Here is a 22,706-nt window from a genome sequence, read left to right on the forward strand (position 1 = left end):
TCCACCAGCCGGAACAGCGCCACCTCCACGGCGAACAACGCCGGCTGGGCGTAAGCCGTCCGGTTCAACAGCCCCGCGTCCCCACCGAACACCACATCCCGCAACGGAAGTTCCAGCCTCCCGTCAAGGTGCGCACAGCATCCGTCGAAGGCGTCCGCGAACACCGGGAAGGCTTCGTACAGTTCACGGCCCATCCCCAGCCGCTGACTGCCCTGCCCCGAGAACAGGAACGCCGTGCGTGCTCCGCTCGTCGCCGCGGCCCGACCCCTGACGAGGTCCGGTGCGGACTCACCCCGGCTCAGCGCGGTCAGCGCGGCGGCCCGTTCCTCGGCGGTCGTGCCCAGCACCACCGCACGGTGGGGCAGAGCGGTGCGGGTGGCGGCCAGGGAGAGGGCCAGGTCGGCCGGGGTGAGGTCGGGGCGGGAGCGGGTGTGGGCGAGGAGGGCGCGTGCCTGCTCGCGCAGGGCCGTCTCGTCGCCGCCGGACAGGATCCAGGGCAGGCAGCCCGGCCGGGACCCGGCTTCCTCGGGGGCCTCCTCGGGGGCCTCCTCGGGGGCCGTCGGGGCCTGCTCGATGATGGTGTGCGCGTTGGTGCCGCTCACTCCGAAGGAGGAGACGGCCGCCCGGCGCGGCCGGGCGGGGTCCGCGTCCGTCCAGGCCACCGGCTCGGTGAGGAGCCGGACCGCGCCCGCCGACCAGTCGACGTGCGGGGAGGCCTCGTCCACGTGCAGGGTCTTGGGCAGCAGTCCGTGCCGGAGCGAGAGGACGGTCTTGATCACGCTCGCCAGTCCGGAGGCGGCCTGGGTGTGGCCGATGTTGGACTTCAGGGAGCCCAGCCACAACGGCGCGTCCGCGTCCCGCTCCCGGCCGTAGGTGGCGAGCAGGGCCTGGGCCTCGATCGGGTCACCGAGGGCCGTCCCGGTGCCGTGGGCCTCGACCGCGTCCACGTCGGCCGCCGTCAGCCCGGCGTTGGCGAGGGCCTGGCGGATGACGCGCTGTTGCGAGGGGCCGTTGGGCGCGGAGAGGCTGCTGCTCGCGCCGTCCTGGTTGACGGCCGAGCCGCGGACCATGGCCAGCACGGGGTGGCCGAGCCGGACCGCGTCGGAGAGCCGTTCCACCAGCAGCATGCCCACGCCCTCGCCCCAGCCCGTGCCGTCGGCGGCGGCCGCGAAGGGCTTGCAGCGGCCGTCGGCGGCCAGTCCGCGCTGGCGGCTGAACTCGACGAAGGCGTTGGGGCCGGCCATCACGGCCGCCCCACCGACCAGGGCCAGTTCGCATTCCCCCTGGCGCAGTGCCTGGGTGGCCAGGTGGAGGGCGACGAGGGAGGAGGAGCAGGCCGTGTCCACGGTGAGCGCGGGGCCTTCGAGACCCAGGGCGTAGGCGATGCGGCCGGACATGACGCTGCTGGAGGTGCCGGTGAGGAGGTGCCCCTCGACGCCGTCGGGCAGGGTGCCGGGCGTGGCGCCGTAGCCCTGGTAGCCGGAGCCGATGAACACGCCGGTGCGGCTGCCGCGCAGGGAGGAGGGGGCGAGGCGGGCCCGTTCCAGCGTTTCCCAGGCGGTCTCCAGGAGCAGCCGCTGCTGCGGGTCCATGGCGAGGGCCTCGCGCGGGGAGATCCCGAAGAACCGTGCGTCGAAGCGGCCGGCGTCGTGCAGGAAGGCGCCCTCGCTGACGTAGGTGGTGCCGGGGTGCTCGGGGTCCGGGTGGTGGAGGGAGCCCAGGTCCCAGCCGCGGTCGGCAGGGAAGGGGGTGACGGCGTCCACGCCGTCCACGAGCAACTGCCAGAGCTCTTCCGGCGAGTCGGCTCCGCCGGGGAAGCGGCAGCCCATGGCGACGATCGCGATCGGCTCGTGCCGGGCGTCCGGCTGGTCGGGGCGGGCCGTCACCTGGCCGCCGTCCGGCCGGGCGGCCGCGGCGTGACCGGACACCTCGGCGGAGAGGAACGCGGCGAGGGCGTCGGCGTTGGGGTGGTCGAAGACCAGGGTGGCGGGCAGGCGAAGCCCGGTGGCGCCGTTCAGCCGGTTGCGCAGTTCGACGCCGGTGAGGGAGTCGAAGCCCAGGTCCTTGAAGGAGCGTTCGCCGACCACCGAGGACGGCCCCGAGTGGCCCAGGGCCCGGGCCGCCTCGGCCCGGACGAGGTCCAGGAGCACGCGGTGGCGTTCGGCGGCGGGGAGTGCGGCGAGTCCGGCGGCACGGGAGGGGGCCGCGTCGTCGGCCGTGCCCGCGCCGTCCGTCCCCGGTCCGGTGGCGGCGAGGGCCGTACGGGCCTCGGGCAGGTCGGCGAGGAGGGCGCTGGGACGGGCGAGGGTGAAGGCGGGGGCGAACCGGTCCCAGCGGACGTCGGCGACGACGACCGTGGTCTCGTCCAGGTCCAGTGCCCTTTGGAGCGCGGCGATCGCGGTGTCCGGTGCCATGGCGGGCAGTCCGCGGCGGCGCAGGTGGGCCTCGGCCTCCTCGTCGCCCGCCATGCCGGCGTCGGCCCAGGGGCCCCAGGCGACGGAGGTGGCGGCGAGTCCTCGGGCGCGGCGCTGTTCGGCGAGGGCGTCGAGGTGGGCGTTGGCGGCGCAGTAGGCGGCCTGGCTGCCGCTGCCCCAGGCGGCGGCGACGGAGGAGAACAGGACGAAGGCGTCCAGGTCCCGGTCGGCGAGGAGTTCGTCGAGGTGGCGGGCACCGGCCGCCTTCGCGGCGAGGACGGCGGCGAGGTCGGCCGGGGTCAGGGTGTCGGTGGGGGTGAACTGCGGCAGGCCCGCGGCGTGGATCACGGCGGTGAGCGGGTGACGGTCCTCCGGGAGGTCCCGGAGGAGGGCGGCCACCTGTGCGCGGTCGGCGAGGTCGCGGGCCGTGAGGGTGACCGTGGCCCCCAGTTCCTCGAGTTCGGCGGCGAGTTCGGCTGCCCCGGGGGCCTGCGGGCCCCGGCGGCCGGTGAGGACGAGGTGCTCGGCGCCGTTGCGGGCGAGGTGCCGGGCGACCTGGGCGCCGAGGGCTCCGGTGCCGCCGGTGATCAGGACGGTCCCCCGCGGCCGCCAGGTCCGGTCCGCCGACGGGGTGGTGGCGTCGGTGGTGACGGCGCGGGCCAGCCGGCGGACGAAGACGCCGGAGGGTCGGACGGCGATCTGGTCCTCGTCTCCCGTCCCGTCGGCGAGCACCGAGACGAGGCGGCGGGCGGCCCGCCGGTCCAGGGTGGCGGGCAGGTCAACGAGTCCGCCCCAGCGGTCCGGGTAGTCGAGTGCCATGGAGCGGCCCAGGCCCCAGACCATGGCCTGCCGGGGGCTGGTCGGCGCGTCCGAGCGTCCGGTGGCTACGGCTCCCCGGGTGGCGCACCAGAGGGGCGCGGCGGTCCCCGTGTCACCCAGGGCCTGGACGAGCAGGGTGGTCAGGGCCAGCCCGGCGGGCAGGTCGGGGTGGTCCGGGTGGGGCCCTTCGTCGAGCGCGAGGAGGGACAGCACCCCGGCCGGCTGCGCCGCGCCGGGCTCGCGGCCCAGGCGTGCGGCGAGTCCGGTACGGGTCTCGTCGGGACGTACGGGCAGCAGGGCGACCTCGGCACCGTGGCGGGTCAGGGCGTCGGAGACGGCGGTGGCCACGGCGTCGTCCCCACCGCCCTCGGGGACGGCCAGCAGCCAGGTTCCGGTCAGCTCGGCGGTGTCCCGGCCGCCGGTCAGCGGCTGCCAGGAGATCCGGTAGCGCCAGGAGTCGACGGCGGAACGGCTGCGCTGCCGCCGGCGCCACTGGGACAGGGCGGGCAGTACGGAGCTGAGGGGGGAGTCCCCGGCGACCTCCAGCCGTTCGGCGAGGGCGGCCAGGTCCTGGCTCTCGACGCTGTCCCAGAAGGCGGCCTCGGCCGGGTCCGCCACCTCCGGGCCGGCCGTCTGGAAGCCGGCGGGGACCAGCCAGAACGGCCGGCGCTGGAAGGGATAGGTGGGCAGGTCCACGCGGCGGGCACCGCGGCCCGCGAGGACCGCCTCCCAGTCGACGGGCGTGCCGTGGACGTGGAGCCCGGCGAGGGCGGTCGTGACGGCCAGGTCCTCGGCCCGGTCGGCCCGTAGGAGGGGAACGGTGACGGCGGACTCGTCGAGCGATTCCCGGGCCAGGGCGGTGAGGGCGCCGCCGGGGCCGACCTCCAGGAAGGTGCGCACCCCTTCGGCGGCGAGGGTGGTGACGGCATCGGCGAAACGGACCGCCTCGCGGACATGGCGCACCCAGTGGTCCGGCGAGCCGAATTCCCCGGCCGTGACGATGCCTCCCGTGAGGGTGGAGACGACCGGAACCCGCGCGGCCTCGAAGCCGACCGATTCCACGACCTCGCGGAACGCCTCCAGCATCGGGTCCATGAGCGGGGAGTGGAAGGCGTGCGACACGGTCAGGGCCTTGGTCTTGCGGCCCGCGGCAGCCAGCTTCCCAACCAGCTCCGCGACCGCGCCTTCGGTGCCTGAGAGGACTACGGACAGCGGTCCGTTGACGGCGGCGACACCCGCGCGGTCCTCGAACCCGGCCAGCAGGTCCCGCACTTCCTCCTCGGCGGCCTGGACCGCCACCATCACCCCGCCCGAGGGCAGGGCCTGCATCAATCGGCCGCGCGCGGCCACCAGCTTCGCCGCGTCGCCGAGCGACAGCACGCCGGCGGCATGAGCCGCCGCGAACTCACCGACCGAATGCCCGGCGAGGAAGTCGGGACGCACACCCCACGACTCCAGCAGCCGGAACAGCGCCACCTCGACCGCGAACAACGCCGGCTGGGTGAACCGCGTCTCGTGCAGCGGCTCCGCCCCATCGCCGAACACCACGCTTCTCAGGGGAAGTTCGAGGTACGGGTCCAGAGCGGCGCAGGCGGCATCGAACGCGTCCGCGAACGCCGGGTAGGCGGCGTGCAGTTCACGCCCCATGCCCAGCCGCTGGCTGCCCTGCCCCGAGAACAGGAAGGCGGTCCGACCGGCATGTGCGGGTGCCGTGCCCGTCACCGTCTCCGGGCCCGGAGTCCCGCCGTGGGCGAGGGCGGCCAGGCCGCGCAGCAGGTCGTCCCGGTCGTGGCCGGTGATGACGGCCCGGTGCGGGAAGGCGGCCCGGGTGGTCGCCAGGGAGAGGGCGAGGTCCGTCGGGTCGGGGCGGTCGGCGGACCGGACGTGGGTCAGGAGCCGTTCCGCCTGGGCCCGCAGGGCGTTCTCGTCCTTGGCGGAGATCAGCCAGGGGACGGGCAGCGGCGCGGGGTCCTGCGGCTCCCGGCGGTCGCCGGTCTCGCCGGCGGGGGTGTCGGCCGGGGCCTGTTCGACGATGACGTGGGCGTTGGTGCCGCTGACGCCGAAGGAGGAGATGCCCGCCCGGCGCGGCCGGCCGTCGTGCTCCTCCCACGGGCGGGCCTCGGCCAGCAGCCGTACGTCCCCGGCCGCCCAGTCCACGTGCGGCGAGGGCTCGTCCACGTGCAGGGTCTTCGGCAGTACCCCGTGGCGCATCGCCAGCACCACCTTGATCACACCCGCCACACCGGCCGCCGCCTGGGTGTGCCCGATGTTGGACTTGACCGTGCCCAGCCACAGCGGCCGGTCGGCTTCGCGGCCGGTGCCGTAGACCTTGAGCAGGGCCTGGGCCTCGATGGGGTCGCCGAGGGTGGTGCCGGTGCCGTGGGCCTCGACGGCGTCGACGTCTGCGGCTCGGAGTCCGGCGTCCGTGAGGGCCTGGTGGATCACACGCTGCTGCGCGGGCCCGTTGGGGGCGGTCAGGCCGTTGGAGGCGCCGTCCTGGTTGATCGCGGAACCGCGGACGACGGCCAGGATCCGGTGGCCGTTGCGGCGGGCGTCGGAGAGCCGTTCGACGAGCAGCACGCCGGCGCCCTCGGCGAGGCCGGTGCCGTCCGCGGAGGCGGCGAAGGCGCGGCAGCGGGCGTCCGGGGCGAGTCCGCGCTGGCGGCTGAAGCCGATGAGCGCGCCCGGGGTGGACATGACGGTGACCCCGCCCGCGAGGGCCAGGTCGCATTCGCCCCGGCGCAGCGACTGGGCGGCCAGGTGCAGGGCGACGAGGGAGGAGGAGCAGGCGGTGTCCACGGTCACCGCGGGGCCTTCCAGGCCGAAGGTGTAGGCCACCCGGCCGGAGACCACGGAGGCGGAGTTGGCGGTGAGGAGGTGCCCCTCCATGCCCTCGGCCTGTTCCGGTGAGAGGCCGAGGGCGTAGTCCTGGCCGTTGGTGCCCGCGAACACCCCGGTGCGGGTGCCGCGCAGGGTGGCCGGGTCGATACCGGCGCGCTCGAAGGCCTCCCAGGAGGTTTCGAGGAGGAGGCGCTGCTGCGGGTCCATGGAGAGGGCCTCGCGGGGCGAGATGCCGAAGAACTCGGGGTCGAAATCGCCGGCGTCGTGCAGGAAGCCGCCTTCCCTGACGTAGCTGGTGCCCGGGTGGTCGGGGTCCGGGTGGTAGAGGGCGTCGAGGTCCCAGCCGCGGTGGGCGGGCAGGCCGGTGATGGCGTCAGTGCCGTCGGCGAGGAGGTTCCACAGGTCCTCGGGGCTGCGGACCTCTCCGGGCAGGCGGCAGCTCATGGCGACGATGGCGACGGGTTCCTCGGCGCCGGTGGTGGCGGTGCGGCCGGTCGTGGCGGGCGCGGCGGTGACGACGGCCGTGCCGGGATGGCCGCCGGGGATCTCGTCCAGGAGGTGGGCGGCGAGGGCGGCGGGGGTGGGGTGGTCGAAGACCGCGGTGGCGGGCAGGCGGACACCGGTGGCGGCGGAGAGCCGGTTGCGGAGTTCCACGGCGGCCAGCGAGTCGAAGCCCAGCTCCCGGAAGGCCCGGCCGGGGTCGACGGCCTCGGGGGTGGTGTGGCCGAGGACGGCGGCCACCTGGTTGCGGACGAGGGTGAGCACGGTGTCCTTGCGCTCGGCGGGCGGCAGGGCCGCCAGCCGGGACAGCTCGGCGGTGAGCCCGCCGGGGCCGGGAGCGTCACTCAGGGCGGCGCGGCGGGCGGGGGTCCGCACGAGGGCGCGCAGCAGGGCGGGCACGGGGCCCGCCGACCGGCGGCGCAGTGCGGGCAGGTCGAGGCGTACGGGGGCCAGGGCCGCGTCGTCCAGGGTGCGGGCGGTGTCGAGGAGGCGGAGGCCCTCCTCGGCGGTGAGCGGGACGAGTCCGGCGCGGGCCATGCGCCGCAGGTCCTCGTCGGCGAGCCGGGTCTGATCGCCGCGTTCGTCCCAGACGCCCCAGGCGAGGGCGGAGGCGGGCAGGCCCTGGACGCGGCGCTGGTGGGCCAAGGCGTCGAGGAAGGCGTTGCCCGCCGCGTAGGCGCCCTGTCCGGCGCCGCCGAAGATGCCGGCGAGGGAGGAGAAGAGGACGAAGGCGGCGAGGTCCAGGCCGCGGGTGAGTTCGTGGAGGTGGAGTGCGGCGTCGACCTTCGGGCGCAGGACCAGGTCGAGGTCCTCCGGGGTGAGGGTGTCGACGAGTCCGCCGGCGACGACGGCGGCGGTGTGGACGACGGCGGTGAGCGGACGGTCGGCGGGGATGGCCGTGAGCAGGGCGGCGAGGGCGTCCCGGTCGGCGGCGTCGCAGGCGGCGACGGTGACGGTCGCGCCGAGTGCGGTGAGCTCCTCCTGGAGTGCCGCCGCCCCTTCGGCCTCGGGGCCGCGGCGGCTGGTGAGGAGGATGTTGCGGACGCCGTGGGTGGTGATGAAGTGGGCGGCGACGAGGCGGCCGAGGGCTCCGGTACCTCCGGTGATCAGCACGGTGCCCTGCGGGTCGAGGGTGGGTGCGGGGGCCGGCGCGGGTTCGGTGGCGACGGGGACGCGGGTCAGCCGAGGGACGGTCATCCGGCCTTCGCGCAGGGCCAGTTGGGGTTCGCCGGTGGCGAGGGCCGCGGGCAGGCGGCGCAGCGAGTCCGGGGTGCCGTCGGTGTCGGCGAGGACGAACCGGTCGGCGTGTTCGGACTGGGCGGAGCGGACCAGGCCCCAGACGGGGGCGTGGTCGGGGCGGGTGTCCGGTGCGCCGTCGGCGTCCTCGGCGGGTGCGGGGACGGCGTCGCGGGTGAGGAACACCAGCCGGGAGGCGGCGAAGCGGTCGTCGGCCAGCCAGTCCCGCAGCAGGGCCAGGGTGTGCCGGGCGGTCTCGCGGACGGTGTCGGCGCAGGCCCCGCCGGCGGTCGCGGGCAGGACGGCGGCCACGGTCGCGGGCACGGGAGCGCCGGCCGTGACCGCCCCGGCCAGGGCGGCGAGGTCGGGGTGGACCTCGGGCTCCGCGCCGCCGGTCTCCAGGGCGTCGGCGGTCGCGCGGAGGCCCGCCTCCCCGGTCCCGGGGGTGGTGCCGATGAGGGCCCAGGGGCCGGCGGGGGGCGCGGTGTCGGTGAGGGGGTGTGCCGGCCAGGCCACCCGGTAGAGGTGGGCGTGGTGGTCGGCGAGCGCGGCCCGCAGGTGTTCCTCGCGGACCTCCCGGAAGGCGAGGGCGCCGATGGTGGCCACGGCCCGGCCTGTGTCGTCCGAGGCGGTCAGGGTCACCGTGTCGGTGCCGACCGGGGCCAGCCGGATCCGCAGCCGGGTCGCCCCGGTGGCGTGCAGGCGCACGTCCTCCCAGGAGAAGGCCATCCGGCCGGTGCCCATGTCGCCGAGCGGGCCGAAGCCGACGGCGTGCAGCGCGGCGTCCAGCAGGGCCGGGTGCAGTCCGTACGCGTCGGCGTCGGCGCGGGCGTCCTCGGGGAGGGCCACCTCGGCGAACACCTCGTCGCCCAGGCGCCAGGCGGCGTGCAGGCCCTGGAAGAGGGGGCCGTAGCCGAAGGAGCGGGCGGCGAGTCCGGCGTAGAAGCCGTCGAGGTCGACGGGGGTCGCGCCGACGGGCGGCCAGTCGGTGTCCGGGCCGGGGGGCGGGGTGGCGGGGGCTGAGCTGAGCAGGCCGGTGCCGTGGCAGGTCCAGGGCTCCTCGGCGGTCGCCGTGTCGGGGCGGGAGTGGACGGCGAAGCGCCGGTCGCCGGATCCGTCGTCCGGTCCGACCGCCACTTGGACGAGGACGCCGCCCTGCTCGGGCAGGACCAGCGGTGCCTGGAGGGTGAGTTCGGCGAGGTGGTCGCAGCCGAGGTGGTCGCCCGCCCGGACGGCGAACTCGACGAAGGCGGTACCGGGGAGGACGACCGCGCCCAGCACCTCGTGTTCGGCCAGCCAGGGGTGGGTGTGCGTGGACAGCCGTCCGGTCAGCAGCAGGCCGTCGGCGTCGGCGAGGGTGGTGACGGCGCCCAGCAGGGGGTGGTCCGACGGGGAGAGGCCCAGCCCGGCCGCGTCGGCCGGGGTGTGCGGGGCGTCCAGCCAGTAGCGCTCGTGCTGGAACGCGTACGTGGGCAGCGGGATCCGGCGGGCGTCCGGGGCGGCGAGGACGGCCGTCCAGTCGAGGGCGACGCCGTGGGCGTGGGCCTCGGCGGCGGAGCGCAGGAAGCGGGCGGTGCCGCCTTCGCCTCGGCGCAGGGTGGCGAGGGCGACGGCTGCGCCGCCCAGGTCGTCGAGGGTCTCCTGGATGCCGACGGTCAGCACCGGGTGGGCGCTGACCTCGATGAGGGCGCCGTGTCCGTCGCGGACGAGGGCGCGGGTGGCCTCGTCGAAGCGGACGGTGTGGCGCAGGCTGCGGTACCAGTAGTCGGCGTCGAGCCGGTCGGTCTCGAGGGCGCCGCCGGTGACAGTGGAGTAGAACGGCACCTCGCAGGCGCGGGGGGTGATGTCGGCGAGGGCTTCGAGGACCTGTTCGCGGACCTCTTCGACGTGCGCGGAGTGGGAGGCGTAGTCCACGGCGATCAGCCGGGCGCGGATCCCGTCGGCGTGCAGGGCGTCGCGGAGTTCGGCGAGGGCGTCGCCGTCGCCCGATATGACGATGGAGGCCGGGCTGTTGACGGCTGCGACGGACAGCCGGTCGCCCCAGGCGGCCATCCGGGGGGTGAGCCGGTCCAGGGGCAGGGAGACGGAGAGCATGCCGCCGCGGCCGGACAGGACGGTCAGGGCCCGGCTGCGCAGGGCGACGACCTTGGCGGCGTCCTCCAGGCTGAGCGCCCCGACGACGGCCGCGGCGGCGATCTCGCCCTGGCTGTGTCCGGCGACGGCCGAGGGCCGCACCCCGTGGGAGCGCCACAGTTCGGCCAGCGAGACCATCACCGCGAACAGGACGGGCTGGACGACGTCGACCCGGTCGAAGCCGGGGGCGCCGGGGGCACCGCGCAGGACCTCCGTCAGCGACCAGTCGACGTGCGGGGCGAGGGCTTCCTCGCAGGCGCGGACGCGGGCGGCGAAGACGGGGGCGGTGTCGAGGAGTTCGACGGCCATGCCCGCCCACTGGGAGCCCTGGCCGGGGAAGACGAACGCGGGCCTGCGGGTGTCGTCGGCGGTGCCGCGCACCACGACGGTGCCTTCGGGGGCGGGTGCGCCGGATCCGGCGCCGGCGTCGGTCTCCGCGTCGGCGAGGAAGTCCAGGGCCCGGTCCAGGCCCGCCCGGTCGGCCGCGAGGAGGACGGCCCGGTGGGGGAAGGCGGTGCGGGTGGTGGCGAGGGAGTGGGCGATGTCGACGGCCGTCGGGGCGGTGGCGCCGGGGACGGTCGGCAGGGCGGCCAGGTGGCTGCGGAGCCGGGCCGCCTGCGCGGTGAGGGCGGCCGGGGACTTCGCGGACAGCGGCCAGGCGATGAGGGGGCGCTCGCCTTCCGGGGTGCCGGCGGCGGTCGCGGCTTCGGGCGCGCCGTCGCTGCCGGTGGCGCTGCCGGTGCCGGTGAGGGTGGCCGCGCGATCGGCGATGGCGGAGCCGAGGGTGCCGGCGCGGCCGGCGATGGCGTGGCCGAGGGTCGCGGCGTGGCCGGCGAGGGCCGTGACGGCGGCGCTGCCCGCGGTGGCGGCACGGTCGGCGGCGGCGGAGGCCCGGTCGGCGAGGGTGGCGGCGCCGTCGGCGGGGGCCGGGGCGTGCCCGGTGGTGGCGGGGGCGTGCTCCGTGGCGCCGCCGTCGGCCGTGGCCGTGGGACGCGCGGTGGTGGCCGGGCATTGCTCGACCGTGGCGGCGCCGTCGGCGAGGGCCGAGGCTTGCGCCGTGGCGGCGCTGTCGGCGCCGGTCGCGCGCTCGACGGGCGCCGGGGCGGGCTCGGTCGTGGTGCCGTCGCCCGTCGCCGGGGGGCGCACCGTGGCGGTGTCGTCGGCGCCGGTCGCGCCCTCGGCGGGGGTGGCCGGATGTTCGGGCGTCGCGCGGGGTTCGTCGGCGGGGAGGTGTTGTTCGAGGACGACGTGGGCGTTCGTTCCGCTCACGCCGAAGGCGGAGACGGCAGCGCGGCGGGGGCGGCCCGGTTCCGTCTCGGGCCAGGCCGTGTTCTCCGTGACCAGCGAGACGGCCCCCGAGGACCAGTCGACGTGCGGGGTCGGCTCCTGCACGTGCAGGGTCTTCGGCAGGATGCCGTGGCGCAGCGCCTGCACCGCCTTGATGACGCCCGCCACACCGGCCGCGGCCTGGGTGTGACCCAGGTTGGACTTCACGGAGCCCAGCCACAGGGGCCGGTCGCCGGGCCGGTCCCGCCCGTAGGCGGCGAGCAGGGCCTGCGCCTCGATCGGGTCGCCGAGGGTGGTGCCGGTGCCGTGCGCCTCGACGAGGTCCACGTCGGACGGGGACAGCAGACCGTTGGCCAGGGCCTGCTGGATGACCCGCTGCTGGGCGGGCCCGTTGGGGGCCGTCAGGCCGTTCGACGCGCCGTCCTGGTTGACGGCCGAGCCGCGGACCACGGCCAGCACGGGGTGGCCGAGCCGGACCGCGTCGGAGAGGCGCTCGACGAGCAGCATGCCGACCCCCTCGGACCAGCCGGTGCCGTCGGCCGCCGCGGAGAAGGCCCGGCAGCGGCCGTCGGGCGAGAGCCCGCGCTGGCGGCTGAACTCCACGAAGGTGGTGGGGCCGGCCATCACGGTGACGCCGCCCGCGAGGGCGAGGTCGCATTCGCCCTGCCGCAGGGCCTGGACGGCGAGGTGCAGGGCGACGAGGGAGGAGGAGCAGGCGGTGTCGATCGTGACGGCCGGGCCCTCCAGGCCGAGGGTGTAGGCGATGCGGCCCGAGACCACGCTGCCGGTGTTGCCGGTGCTCACGTACCCCTCGATGCCCTCGGGCATGGCGGGGAGGCGGGAGACGTAGTCGTGGTACATGACCCCGGCGAACACGCCGGTGCGGGTGCCGCGCAGGGACTGCGGGTCCAGTTCGGCGCGTTCCACCGCCTCCCAGGCGGCTTCGAGCACGAGCCGCTGCTGGGGATCCATGGCGAGGGCCTCGCGCGGGCCGATGCCGAAGAACCCGGCGTCGAACGCGGCCGCCCCGTGCAGGAATCCGCCTTCCCGGGTGTAGGTGGTGCCGGGGTTCTCGGGGTCCGGGTCGTAGAGCGCGTCGAGGTCCCAGCCCCGGTCGGTGGGGAAGCCGGATATCGCGTCACGGCCGGCGGCGACCAGGTCCCACAGGTCCTCGGGGGACTCCACACCGCCGGGGAAGCGGCAGCTCATGCCCACGATCGCGATCGGCTCGCGGTTCCTGCCCTCGGCCTCGCGCAGGCGCCGGCGCGCGTGCCGCAGATCGACGGTGGCACGCTTGAGGTAGTCGCGGAGCTTGTTCACATCGGTCGTCATCTGGGTTTCCGGTCCTCAACGCGAAGGGATGGGCGTGCTGGTCGATCAGTGGGTGTCGAGCTCGCCGTCGAGCAGGTCGAACAGTTCCTCGTCGGAGGCCTGTGCCACCTCGGCCTCGGCGCCGTCCCCGGTGTCGGGTCCAGGGGCCGTCGCGCCGGGAGCGGAGCCGGGACCGGCGGACGCCTCGCGCCATTTGGCGAGGAGCACCTCCAGCCGCAGGGCGGCGGTGGCGCGCACGGCCCGGTCCTGCGGGGCGCGGGCGAACGCGGTCTCCAGACGGTCGATCTCGGCGAGCAGCGAGGGGGCCGCCCCGCCGTCCGGTCCGTCGGCGGGCAGCGCGGCGGACAGGTGCGCGGCGAGGGCCTCGGGGGTGGGGTGGTCGAACAGCAGGCTCGCCGGGAGGCCGAGCCCGGTGGCGGTGCCCAGGTGGTTGCGGAGTTCGACGGCGGTCAGCGAGTCGAAGCCGAGGTCCCGGAAGGCCTGGGAGGCGCCGACGGCCTCGGCGGAGGTGTGGCCCAGCACGGCGGCCACCTGGGTCCGCACGAGCCCGAGCAGGATCCGCCGGCGCTTCTCGTCCGAGGCGCCCGCCAACTGTGCGGCCAGCGCGCCGGGTCCGTGCGCGGGGTCGACCGCCGGGCGGCCCGGGGTGCGTACGAGGCCACGGAGCAGGGCGGGCACGGGCCGCGTCGCGGCGTTGCGGCGCAGGGCGGGCAGGTTCAGCCGTACGGGCAGCAGTACGGCGTCGGTGCCGGCGTCGGCGGCCGTCGTGTCGGCCGCCGCCACGGCGACGGCCGCGTCGAAGAGGGCGAGGCCCTCGTCCGGGGCCAGCGGCGAGACGCCCGCCCGGGCCATCCGGGCGAGTACCCCCGTACCGGCCGCGGCCGGCATGCCGTGCGGGCCCTCGGCGTCCGCCCAGGGACCCCAGGCCAGGGAGACGGCCGGGAGTCCCGCCGCCCGCCGTGACTGGGCCAGGGCGTCCAGACAGGCGTTGGCCGCGGCGTAGTTGGCCTGGCCGGCGGTGCCGAGGGTACCGGCGAGCGAGGAGAACAGCACGAAGGCCGCGAGATCCCGGTGCCGGGTCAGTTCGTGCAGGTGGAGGGCCGCGTCCGTCTTGGGTGCGAGGACCCGGTCGAGGCGTTCGGGGGTGAGCGAGCCGACGAGGGCGTCGTCCAGGACCCCGGCCGCGTGGACCACCGCGGTCAGCGGGTGGGCGGCCGGGACGGCGTCGAGTACGGCGGCCAGCGCGGTCCGGTCGGCCGCGTCGCAGGCGGCCAGGGTCACCTCGGCGCCGAGCGCGCCCAGTTCGGCGGTCAGCCCGGCGGCGCCCTCGGCGTCGGGCCCGCGGCGGCTGGTCAGCACGAGGTGCCGTACGCCGTGCACCGAGACGAGGTGCCGGGACACCAGCCGGCCCAGGGCGCCCGTCGCACCGGTCACCAGGACCGTGCCGTCCGGGTCCAGGCCCAGGGGGCCGGCGACGGGGGCGGCGGGCGCGCGTACCAGCCGGGGCGCGAGCACCCGGCCGTCCCGGACGGCGCACTGCGGCTCCCCGTTGGCCAGGGCCGCCGCCCACGCGGGGGGTGTCCCGTCCGGTGCGGGGCCGGGCTCCGGGTCCGTGTCGAGGTCCACGAGGACGAAGCGGTCGGGGTGTTCGGACTGGACTGACCGGACGAGACCCCACACGGCGGCGTGGGCCGGGTCCACCCGGGCCGCGTCCGCGGCGCCGGTGCGGACCGCGTTGCGGGTGACGAGGACCAGCCTCGACGGCTCCTCCTCCCCCGCCGCGTCCGCCGCCAGTTCCCGCTGGACGAGGGCCAGCGCGCGGGCCGTCGCGTACCGCACGGCGGCGGGCATCCGCGCCGGGCGGTCCGGGAGCTCGGCGTCCAGGACGACGATCCGCGACGCGGCCCGGGCCAGGGGCGGGACCTCGGCCGGGAGCGCCTCGGTCCACTCGACGCGGAAGAGGGCGTCGCGGAAGCGTCCGGCCCGGGCGGCGGCGAGCTGTCCGGCCGAGACCGGCCGCAGGACCAGGGAGTCGACCCGGGCCACGGTCCGGCCGCCCGGGTCGACGGCCAGCAGGGACACGGCGTCCGTGCCCGCCGGGGCCAGCCGGACCCGCAGGGCGGTGGGGCCCGCGGACGGGGCGGCGATGATGCGGACGCCGGTCCACGAGAAGGGGACCCGTGCCTCACCGGTGTCGGCGCCGGCCTCCGCGCCGAGCAGACCCTCGTGGAGGGCGACGGAGTGCAGGGCCGCATCGAGCAGGGCCGGGTGCAGCCCGAATCCGCGGACGTCGGTCCCCTCGGGCAGGGCCAGTTCGGCGAAGACCTCCCCGTCCCGGCTCCAGGCGGAGCGCACGCCCCGGAACAGCGGACCGTAGTCCAGCCCCAGGCCGGCCATCCGCTCGTACAGGGCGTCCGGGGACCCGTCGGTGAGGGGGACCGCCCCCGCCGGGGGCCACTCGGCCGGGACGTCCCCGCCGTCGGGGGCCGGGGCGGCGGACAGGGTGCCCACCGCGTGGCTGGTCCACGGCTCGCCGGCGGGCGCGCCCTGCACCCGCGAGTGGATCTCCAGGGCCCGGCGGCCATCGGCGTCGGGGCCCGCGACCCGGACCTGGAGCTGGACGGCGCCGTCCTCGGGCACGACGAGCGGCGCCCCGAGCGTCAGCTCGTCCAGCCGGTCACAGCCGACGCCCTCCGTGCCGGCGGCGTGCAGGGCCAGGTCCACGAAGGCGGTTCCGGGGAGGAGGACGGCGCCCAGGACGGCGTGGTCGCCCAGCCAGGGGTGGGTGGCGAGCGAGAGCCGGCCGGTCAGCACGAACCCTTCGCCGTCGGCGAGCGCAACGGCCGCGCCCAGCAGCCGGTGGTCCGCCCCTGCCAGCCCGGCGGCGCGGACGTCCCCGGGGGCGGCGGCGGCCGCGAGCCAGTGGCGGGGGGGGCGGGGGGGGGGGGGGGGCGGGGGGGGGGGGGGGGGGGGGGGGGGGGGGGGAGCCAGTGGCGGGTGCGCTGGAAGGGGTACGTCGGCAGGTCGGTACGGCGGGCGCCGCTGCCGGTGAAGAACGCCTCCCAGTCGACGGGCGTGCCGTGGACATGGAGCCGGGCCAGAGCGGCGGCGACGGCCTGGGCTTCGGCGCGGTCGGAGCGGAGCAGGGCCACGGCCACCGCGTCCTCGTCCCCGGCTTCCTGGGCCAGGGCGGTCAGCACGCCTCCGGGGCCGATTTCCAGGAAGGTGCGGACGCCTTCCGCGGCCAGGGTGGTGAGGGCGTCGGCGAAGCGCACGGCCTCGCGGACGTGGCGGACCCAGTACGCGGCCGAGCCGAACTCCTCGGGTGGGACGGTCGCGCCGGTGAGGGTGGAGACGAGCGGCAGAGCGGGGAGGCCGAAGGAGACCGACTCGGCCACGGCGCGGAAGTCGGCCAGCACGGGGTCCATCAGCGGGGAGTGGAAGGCGTGGGAGACGGGCAGCGCCTTGGTCCTGCGCCCCTCCGCCGCCAGCCTCCCGGCCAGCTCGGCGACCGCGTCCTCGGCGCCCGACAGCACCACCGAGGCCGGCCCGTTGACGGCGGCGATCCCGGCCCGGTCCTCGAACCCGGGCAGCAGCTCCCGCACCTCTTCCTCCGAGGCCTCGACCGCCACCATCACCCCGCCGGACGGCAGCGCCTGCATCAACCGGCCCCGGGCGGCCACCAGCTTCGCCGCGTCGTCCAGGGAGAAGACACCGGCGACGTGGGCCGCCGCCAACTCCCCGACGGAGTGCCCGGCCAGGAAGTCCGGACGCACCCCCCAGGACTCCACCAGCCGGAACAGCGCCACCTCCACGGCGAACAACGCCGGCTGGGCGTAAGCCGTCCGGTTCAACAGCCCCGCGTCCCCACCGAACACCACCTCCCGCAGCGGGAGTTCGAGGTGCGGCCCCAGGGCCGCGCACACCGCGTCGAAGGCCGCGGCGAACACCGGGAAGGCGGCGTGCAGTTCGCGGCCCATGCCGAGGCGCTGGCTGCCCTGCCCGGAGAACAGGAAGGCGTGCTTCCCGCTTCCGGGGGCGGCCGCGGCCCGGACCAGAGCGGGCGAGGGCCCGCCGTTCGCCAGGGCGGTCAGGGCCTCCAGCCGTCCGGCCGGGTCAGCTGCGATCACGGCCGCCCGGTGGTCCAGGACGGCGCGACCGGTGGCCAGGGAGCAGGCCACGTCCACCGGCGCCCGGTCGGGGTCCCGGGCGTACGGCAGGAGGGCGCGGGCCTGCGCGCGCAGGGCCTCCGGGGTCCTGGCGGAGAGCAGCCACGGCGCCGCGAGGGCGGCGGCGCCGGACGGGGCTGCCTGCTCGGGGGCCTGTTCCGGGGCCCGCTCGGGGGCCTGTTCCAGGATGACGTGGGCGTTGGTGCCGCTGAAGCCGAACGAGGAGACGGCCGCCCTCCGCGGACCCCCGCCGTCCGTCCAGGTCACGGGCTCGGTGAGGAGGCGTACGGAGCCGGAGGTCCAGTCGACGTGCGGGGAGGGCTGCTCGGCGTGCAGGGTCCGGGGCAGGACACCGTGGCGCATCGCCTCGACCATCTTGATGATCCCGCCGACACCGGCGGCGGCCTGGGTGTGGCCGATGTTCGACTTGAGGGAGCCCAGCCACAGCGGCCGGTCCTCGGGGCGGCCCTGCCCGTAGGTGGCGAGGAGGGCCTGCGCCTCGATCGGGTCGCCNAGCCGGGTGCCCGTGCCGTGCGCCTCGACCACGTCCACGTCCGCCGCCGCGAGCCGGGCGTTCGCCAGGGCCTGTGCGATGACGCGTTCCTGCGCGGGGCCGTTGGGCGCGGTGAGGCCGTTCGAGGCGCCGTCCTGGTTGACGGCACTCCCCCGGACCACCGCGAGGACCGGGTGACCGGCCCGCAGGGCGTCGGAGAGCCGCTCGACCAGCAGGACACCGACGCCTTCCGCCCAGCCGGTGCCGTCGGCGTCGGCGGAGAAGGCCTTGCAGCGGCCGTCGGCGGCCAGCCCGCGCTGGCGGCTGAACTCCACGAAGGCGCCGGGACCGGCCATCACGGTGACACCGCCCGCCAGGGCCAGCCGGCACTCGCCCTGGCGCAGGGCCTGGACGGCCAGGTGCAGGGCCACGAGGGAGGAGGAGCAGGCCGTGTCGACGGTGACGGCGGGGCCCTCCAGGCCAAAGGTGTAGGAGAGCCGGCCCGAGATGACACTGCCCGAGTTGCCGGTGCCGAGGAAGCCCTCCACCCCTTCGGGCACCGTCTGGAGGGAGGAGGCGTAGTCGTGGTACATGACGCCGGTGAACACCCCGGTGCGGGATCCGCGCAGGGTCGCCGGGTCGATGCCGGCGCGTTCGAAGACCTCCCAGGAGGTTTCCAGCAGGAGCCGCTGCTGGGGGTCCATCGCGAGGGCTTCGCGGGGGGAGATGCCGAAGAAGGCGGCGTCGAAGTCGCCCGCGTCGTAGAGGAATCCGCCCCGCAGGGTGCTGCTGGATCCGGTGGCGCCGCCGCCGGCGGAGAGCGGCTCGAGGTCCCAGCCGCGGTCCTCCGGGAAGCCGCCGATGGCGTCGGTGCCGGCGGTGAGCAGCCGCCACAGGTCTTCGGGGGACCGGACCCCGCCGGGGTAGCGGCAGCCCATGGCGACGATGGCGACGGGTTCGTCCGCGCCCGTACCGGTGGCGGCGGCCGGGCGGGTGGTGGCGGACGCGGGCCGGGGGGTGTCCGTCAGCCGGTGGAGGAGGTGGCGGGCGAGGGCGTCCGGGGTGGGGTGGTCGAAGACCAGGCCGGCGGGGAGGCGTACGCCGGTCGCGGAGGCGAGGCGGTTGCGGAGTTCGACGGCGGTCAGCGAGTCGAAGCCGAGTTCACGGAAGGCCTGGCCGGGCTGGACGGACTCGGGGCGGCCGTGGCCCAGTACGGCGGCGGCGTGGGTGCGGACGAGGTCGGACAGCAGGGCGGTGCGGCCGGCTTCCGGGAGGGCGTCCAGCCGCTGCGCCAGCGCGCTGCGGGCGTCGTCGGGCGCGGTGGCCGCGGCGGCTCGGGTCCGGCGGACGGGGGCGGGGGCCAGGGTGTGCAGCAGGGCGGGCAGGGTGCCCGCGCGGGCCCGCTCGCGCAGGACGGGCGCGTCCCAGCGGACGGGGACGAGGAGGGGGTGGGCGGAGTCCAGTGCGCGGTCGAGGAGCGCGAGGGCGTCGTCCGTCTCCAGGGGGAGGAGTCCGGAGCGGCCGATGCGGCGCTGGTCGGCCTCGGCGAGGGCGGCGGTGATTGTGCTGCCGTCGGCCCACAGGCCCCAGGCCAGGGAGTGGGCGGGCAGGCCGGCGGCGCGGCGGTACTGGGCGAGGGCGTCCAGGGCGGCGTTGGCGGCAGCGTAGTTGCCCTGGCCGGGGTTGCCGAAGACTCCGGCGGCCGACGAGAACAGGACGAAGGCGGAGAGGTCCAGGTCGCGGGTGAGTGCGTGGAGGTGGAGGGCGCCCTCGACCTTGGGGGCGAACACGCGTCGGATCCGCTGCGGGGTGAGGGCCGGGAGCACCCCGTCGTCGGTGACGCCCGCCGCGTGGACGACGGCGGTCAGGGGGTGGGCGGCGGGGAGGCCGGCCAGCAGGGCGGCGAGCGCCGGCTGGTCGGCGACGTCGCAGGCCGCGGTGGACACCACGGCTCCGTGGGCGGTGAGTTCGGCCGCGAGTTGCTGCGCGCCGGGCGCGTCGGGGCCGCGGCGGCTGACCAGGAGGAGCCTGCGCACGCCGTGCCGGGTGACGAGGTGGTGTGCGACCAGGCGGCCGAGCGTGCCGGAGGCGCCGGTGACCAGGACGGTGCCGTGCGGGGGGAACACCGGGGCGGGGGTCTCCTCCGCCGGGGCGTCGGCGCGTACCAGGCGGGGCGCGAGGAGGGTCCCCGCGCGCAGGGCCAACTCGGGTTCGCCCGTGGCGGCTGCGGCGGCGAGCAGGGCGGGGTCGGCCTCCGCGCCGCCTGGTTCCGTGTCGACGAGGAGGAAGCGGCCGGGGTTCTCGGACTGCGCCGAGCGGACCAGCCCCCATACGGCGGCCTGTGTGGGGTCGGCGCCCTCCGCCGGACCGGTGGAGACGGCGCCCCGGGTGAGGACCAGCAGCCGGGATTCGGTGAAGCGGGCGTCCGCGAGCCACTCCTGGACGAGGGCGAGGGCGGCCTCTGCGGCCTGGGCGGGCCGGTCGGCCCGGGAAGCCTGACCCTCGGCGGGCGCCGTCACGCCGAGCGCCACCGTGGCCGGGACCGGCGCGTGCTCGGGGCGCAGGGCGGCGAGCGAGTCGAGCAGGGTGACCGGGGCGGGCTCGGAGCCTTCCGCGGCGGGGGCCGCGGGGGTCCACTCCGGCCGGAACAGCCCTTCGCCGCCGGTGTCCGCCGCGGCGGCCAGTTGCTCGGCCGCCACGGGGCGCAGCACGAGGGAGTCCACGCTGAGCACGGGCCGTCCCGTTGCGTCCGCGAGGAGCAGGGTGAGGGCGCCCTCCTCGTCCGGGGCGGGCGCCATGCGGAGGCGGAGCGTGCCGGCTCCGGCCGCGTGCAGGGTGACCCCGTTCCATTCGAAGGGGATACGGGGGCCGTCGTGCGGGCCGGTCTCGCCGAGGGCCGCGGTGTGGAGGGCGGCGTCGAAGAGGGCGGGGTGCAGTCCGAAGCCGGTGGTGGCGGTGCCGTCGGGCAGGGCGATCTCGGCGAAGAGTTCCGCGCCGCGCCGCCAGCCGGCGCGGACGCCCCGGAACAGCGGCCCGTACTCCAGGCCGAGGCCGGTCATGCGGTCGTAGAGGGCCTCGGGGTCGGCGGGTTCGGCGTCGGCGGGGGGCCAGGGGGTGAGCGCGGAGGCGTCCGGGAGGGTGGCGGGGGCGGCGGCGAGCAGGCCGGAGGCGTGCAGGGTCCAGGTGTCGGCGGCGAGGGTCTCGTCGGGCTGGGAGTAGAGCCGTACGGCGCGTCGGCCGTGGGTGTCGGCGGCGTCCACGACGGCCTGGAGCCTCGTTCCGCCCTGCGGGGGCAGCGGGAGCGGTGCCTCCAGGGTGAGGTGCTCGATCCGGCCGCAGCCGACCTGGTCCCCGGCGCGGACGGCCAGTTCGACCAGGGCGGTGCCCGGCAGGAGGGGGGTGCCCAGGACGCGGTGGTCGGCGAGCCAGGGGTGGGTGGCGAGCGAGACGCGGCCGGTCAGCAGGACACCCTCGCCGTCGGTCAGGGTGAGGACGGCTCCGAGGAGGGGGTGTTCGGCGGGGCGCAGGCCGGCGCCGGAGAGGTCGCCGGTGGCGGGCCGGGTCTCGAGCCGGTACTCCTCGCGCTGGAAGGCGTAGGTGGGCAGGTCCACGGGGCGGGCGCCGCGGCCGGCGAAGACGGCCGGCCAGTCGACGGGGGTGCCGTGGACGTGGAGGCGGGCGAGGGCGGTGGTGACGGCCAGGGCCTCGGGCCGGTCGGCGCGCAGGGCGGGGACCACGACGGCGTCCTGGTCGAGGAGGTCCGCGGCCAGGGCGGTCAGGGTTCCGCCGGGGCCGATCTCCAGGAAGGTGCCCGCGCCTTCGGCGGCCAGGGAGGCGACCGCGTCGGCGAACCGCACGGCCTCGCGGGCGTGCCGCACCCAGTACCCGGCGGAGCACCACTCCTCGGCCGGCACGGGGCGGCCCGTCAGGGTGGAGACGACGGGCAGGGCCGGGGCGGCGAAGGGCACGCCGTCGAAGGCCCGGCGGAAGTCTTCCAGCGCCGGTTCCATCAGCGGGGAGTGGAAGGCGTGGGAGACCGGCAGTTCCCGGCTCTTGCGGCCCCGGGCAACGAGCGGTGCGACGACGGCGGCGACGGCCTCCGCGGTGCCCGAGACCACCACGGACGAGGGCCCGTTGACGGCGGCGACGCCGGCCCGGCCCGCGTGCCCGTCGAGCAGCTCCCGTACTTCCCGCTCGGAGGCCTCCACCGCGGTCATCACCCCTCCGGCGGGCAGGGCCTGCATGAGCCGGGCCCGGGCGGCGACCAGCCGGGCCGCGTCCTCGAGGGTGAACACCCCGGCGACGTGGGCGGCGGCGAACTCGCCCACCGAGTGCCCGGCCAGCAGATCCGGGCGCACGCCCCAGGACTCCACCAGCCGGAACAGCGCGACCTGGAGGGCGAAGAGGGCCGGCTGGGCGTCGGCCGTACGGCGCAGCGGGCCGGGGTCGGCGGCGAACACCGTCTCCTTGAGGGGGCGTTCGAGGTGCGGGTCCAGGGCGGCGCAGACGGCGTCGAAGGCCTCGGTGAACACGGGGAAAGCCGCGTACAGTTCGCGTCCCATGCCGGGGCGCTGGCTGCCCTGGCCGGAGAAGAGGAACGCGGTGCGGCTTCGGCGCAGGACCACGCCCGTGGCCGTGGTGGCGTCCGGGGTGTCGTCGGGGGTCTCGCCGCGGGACAGCAGGTCCAGGGCCCGGCGCAGTCCTGCGGGGTCCGCGGCGACGATCGCGGCGCGGTGGTCCAGTGCGGCCCGGGTGGTGGCCGTGGCGAGGCCGAGGTCGGCGAGGGGGTGTCCCGGGTGGTCGGCGGTGTGGCGCAGGAGGCGGGCGGCCTGCGCGCGCAGGGCGGCCCCGGTCTTCCCGGACAGCAGCACGGGTGTGTACCCGGGCCCGGTGGCCGGCGGCGCGTCCGGCTCGGGGGCGGCGGGCCGGGCGTGCGGGGGTTCCTCCAGGACGACGTGGGCGTTGGTGCCGCTGANCCCGAACGAGGAGACGGCGGCCCGGCGGGGGCGTTCGCCCTCCGTCCACGGGACGGGTTCGGTGAGCAGGCGTACGGCGCCGGAGGACCAGTCGACGTGCGGGGACGGGGCGTCCACGTGGAGGGTCCTGGGGAGCAGGCCGTGGCGCAGGGCCTCGACCATTTTGATCACTCCGCCGACGCCGGCGGCGGCCTGGGTGTGGCCGATGTTCGACTTGAGGGAGCCCAGCCACAGCGGCCGGTCCTCGGGGCGGCCCTGCCCGTAGGTGGCAAAGAGGGCCTGCGCCTCGATGGGGTCGCCGAGGGTGGTGCCCGTTCCGTGTGCCTCGACGGCGTCGACGTCGGTGGCGGTCAGGCGGGCGTCGGCGAGGGCCTGGCGGATGACGCGCTGCTGGGCGGGGCCGTTGGGGGCGGTGAGGCCGTTGGAGGCGCCGTCCTGGTTGACGGCGGAGCCGCGGACCACGGCGAGGACGGGGTGGCCGTTGCGGCGGGCGTCGGAGAGCCGT

At 76.9% G+C, this 22,706-nt stretch carries 3 protein-coding genes; all 3 read right to left on the reverse strand.

The annotated features are described in order from the left end of the window. A partial coding sequence (locus tag GTY84_RS08190; protein ID WP_161225479.1) for a type I polyketide synthase occupies nucleotides 1-12,563 on the reverse strand: 12,563 nt, incomplete at its 3' end. A gap of 45 nt (nucleotides 12,564-12,608) precedes the next feature. Further along, complete coding sequence (locus GTY84_RS08195) at nucleotides 12,609-15,377, reverse strand: SDR family NAD(P)-dependent oxidoreductase (protein ID WP_161225480.1); 2,769 nt, start codon at nucleotides 15,375-15,377, stop codon at nucleotides 12,609-12,611. Next, on the reverse strand, nucleotides 15,371-22,706 hold a 7,336-nt coding region (locus tag GTY84_RS08200; protein WP_161225481.1), incomplete at its 5' end, for a type I polyketide synthase. The genes GTY84_RS08200 and GTY84_RS08195, both read right to left, overlap by 7 nt.

It is taken from the genome of Streptomyces sp. SID8352 (assembly GCF_009862265.1).
GTDB lineage: Bacteria > Actinomycetota > Actinomycetes > Streptomycetales > Streptomycetaceae > Streptomyces.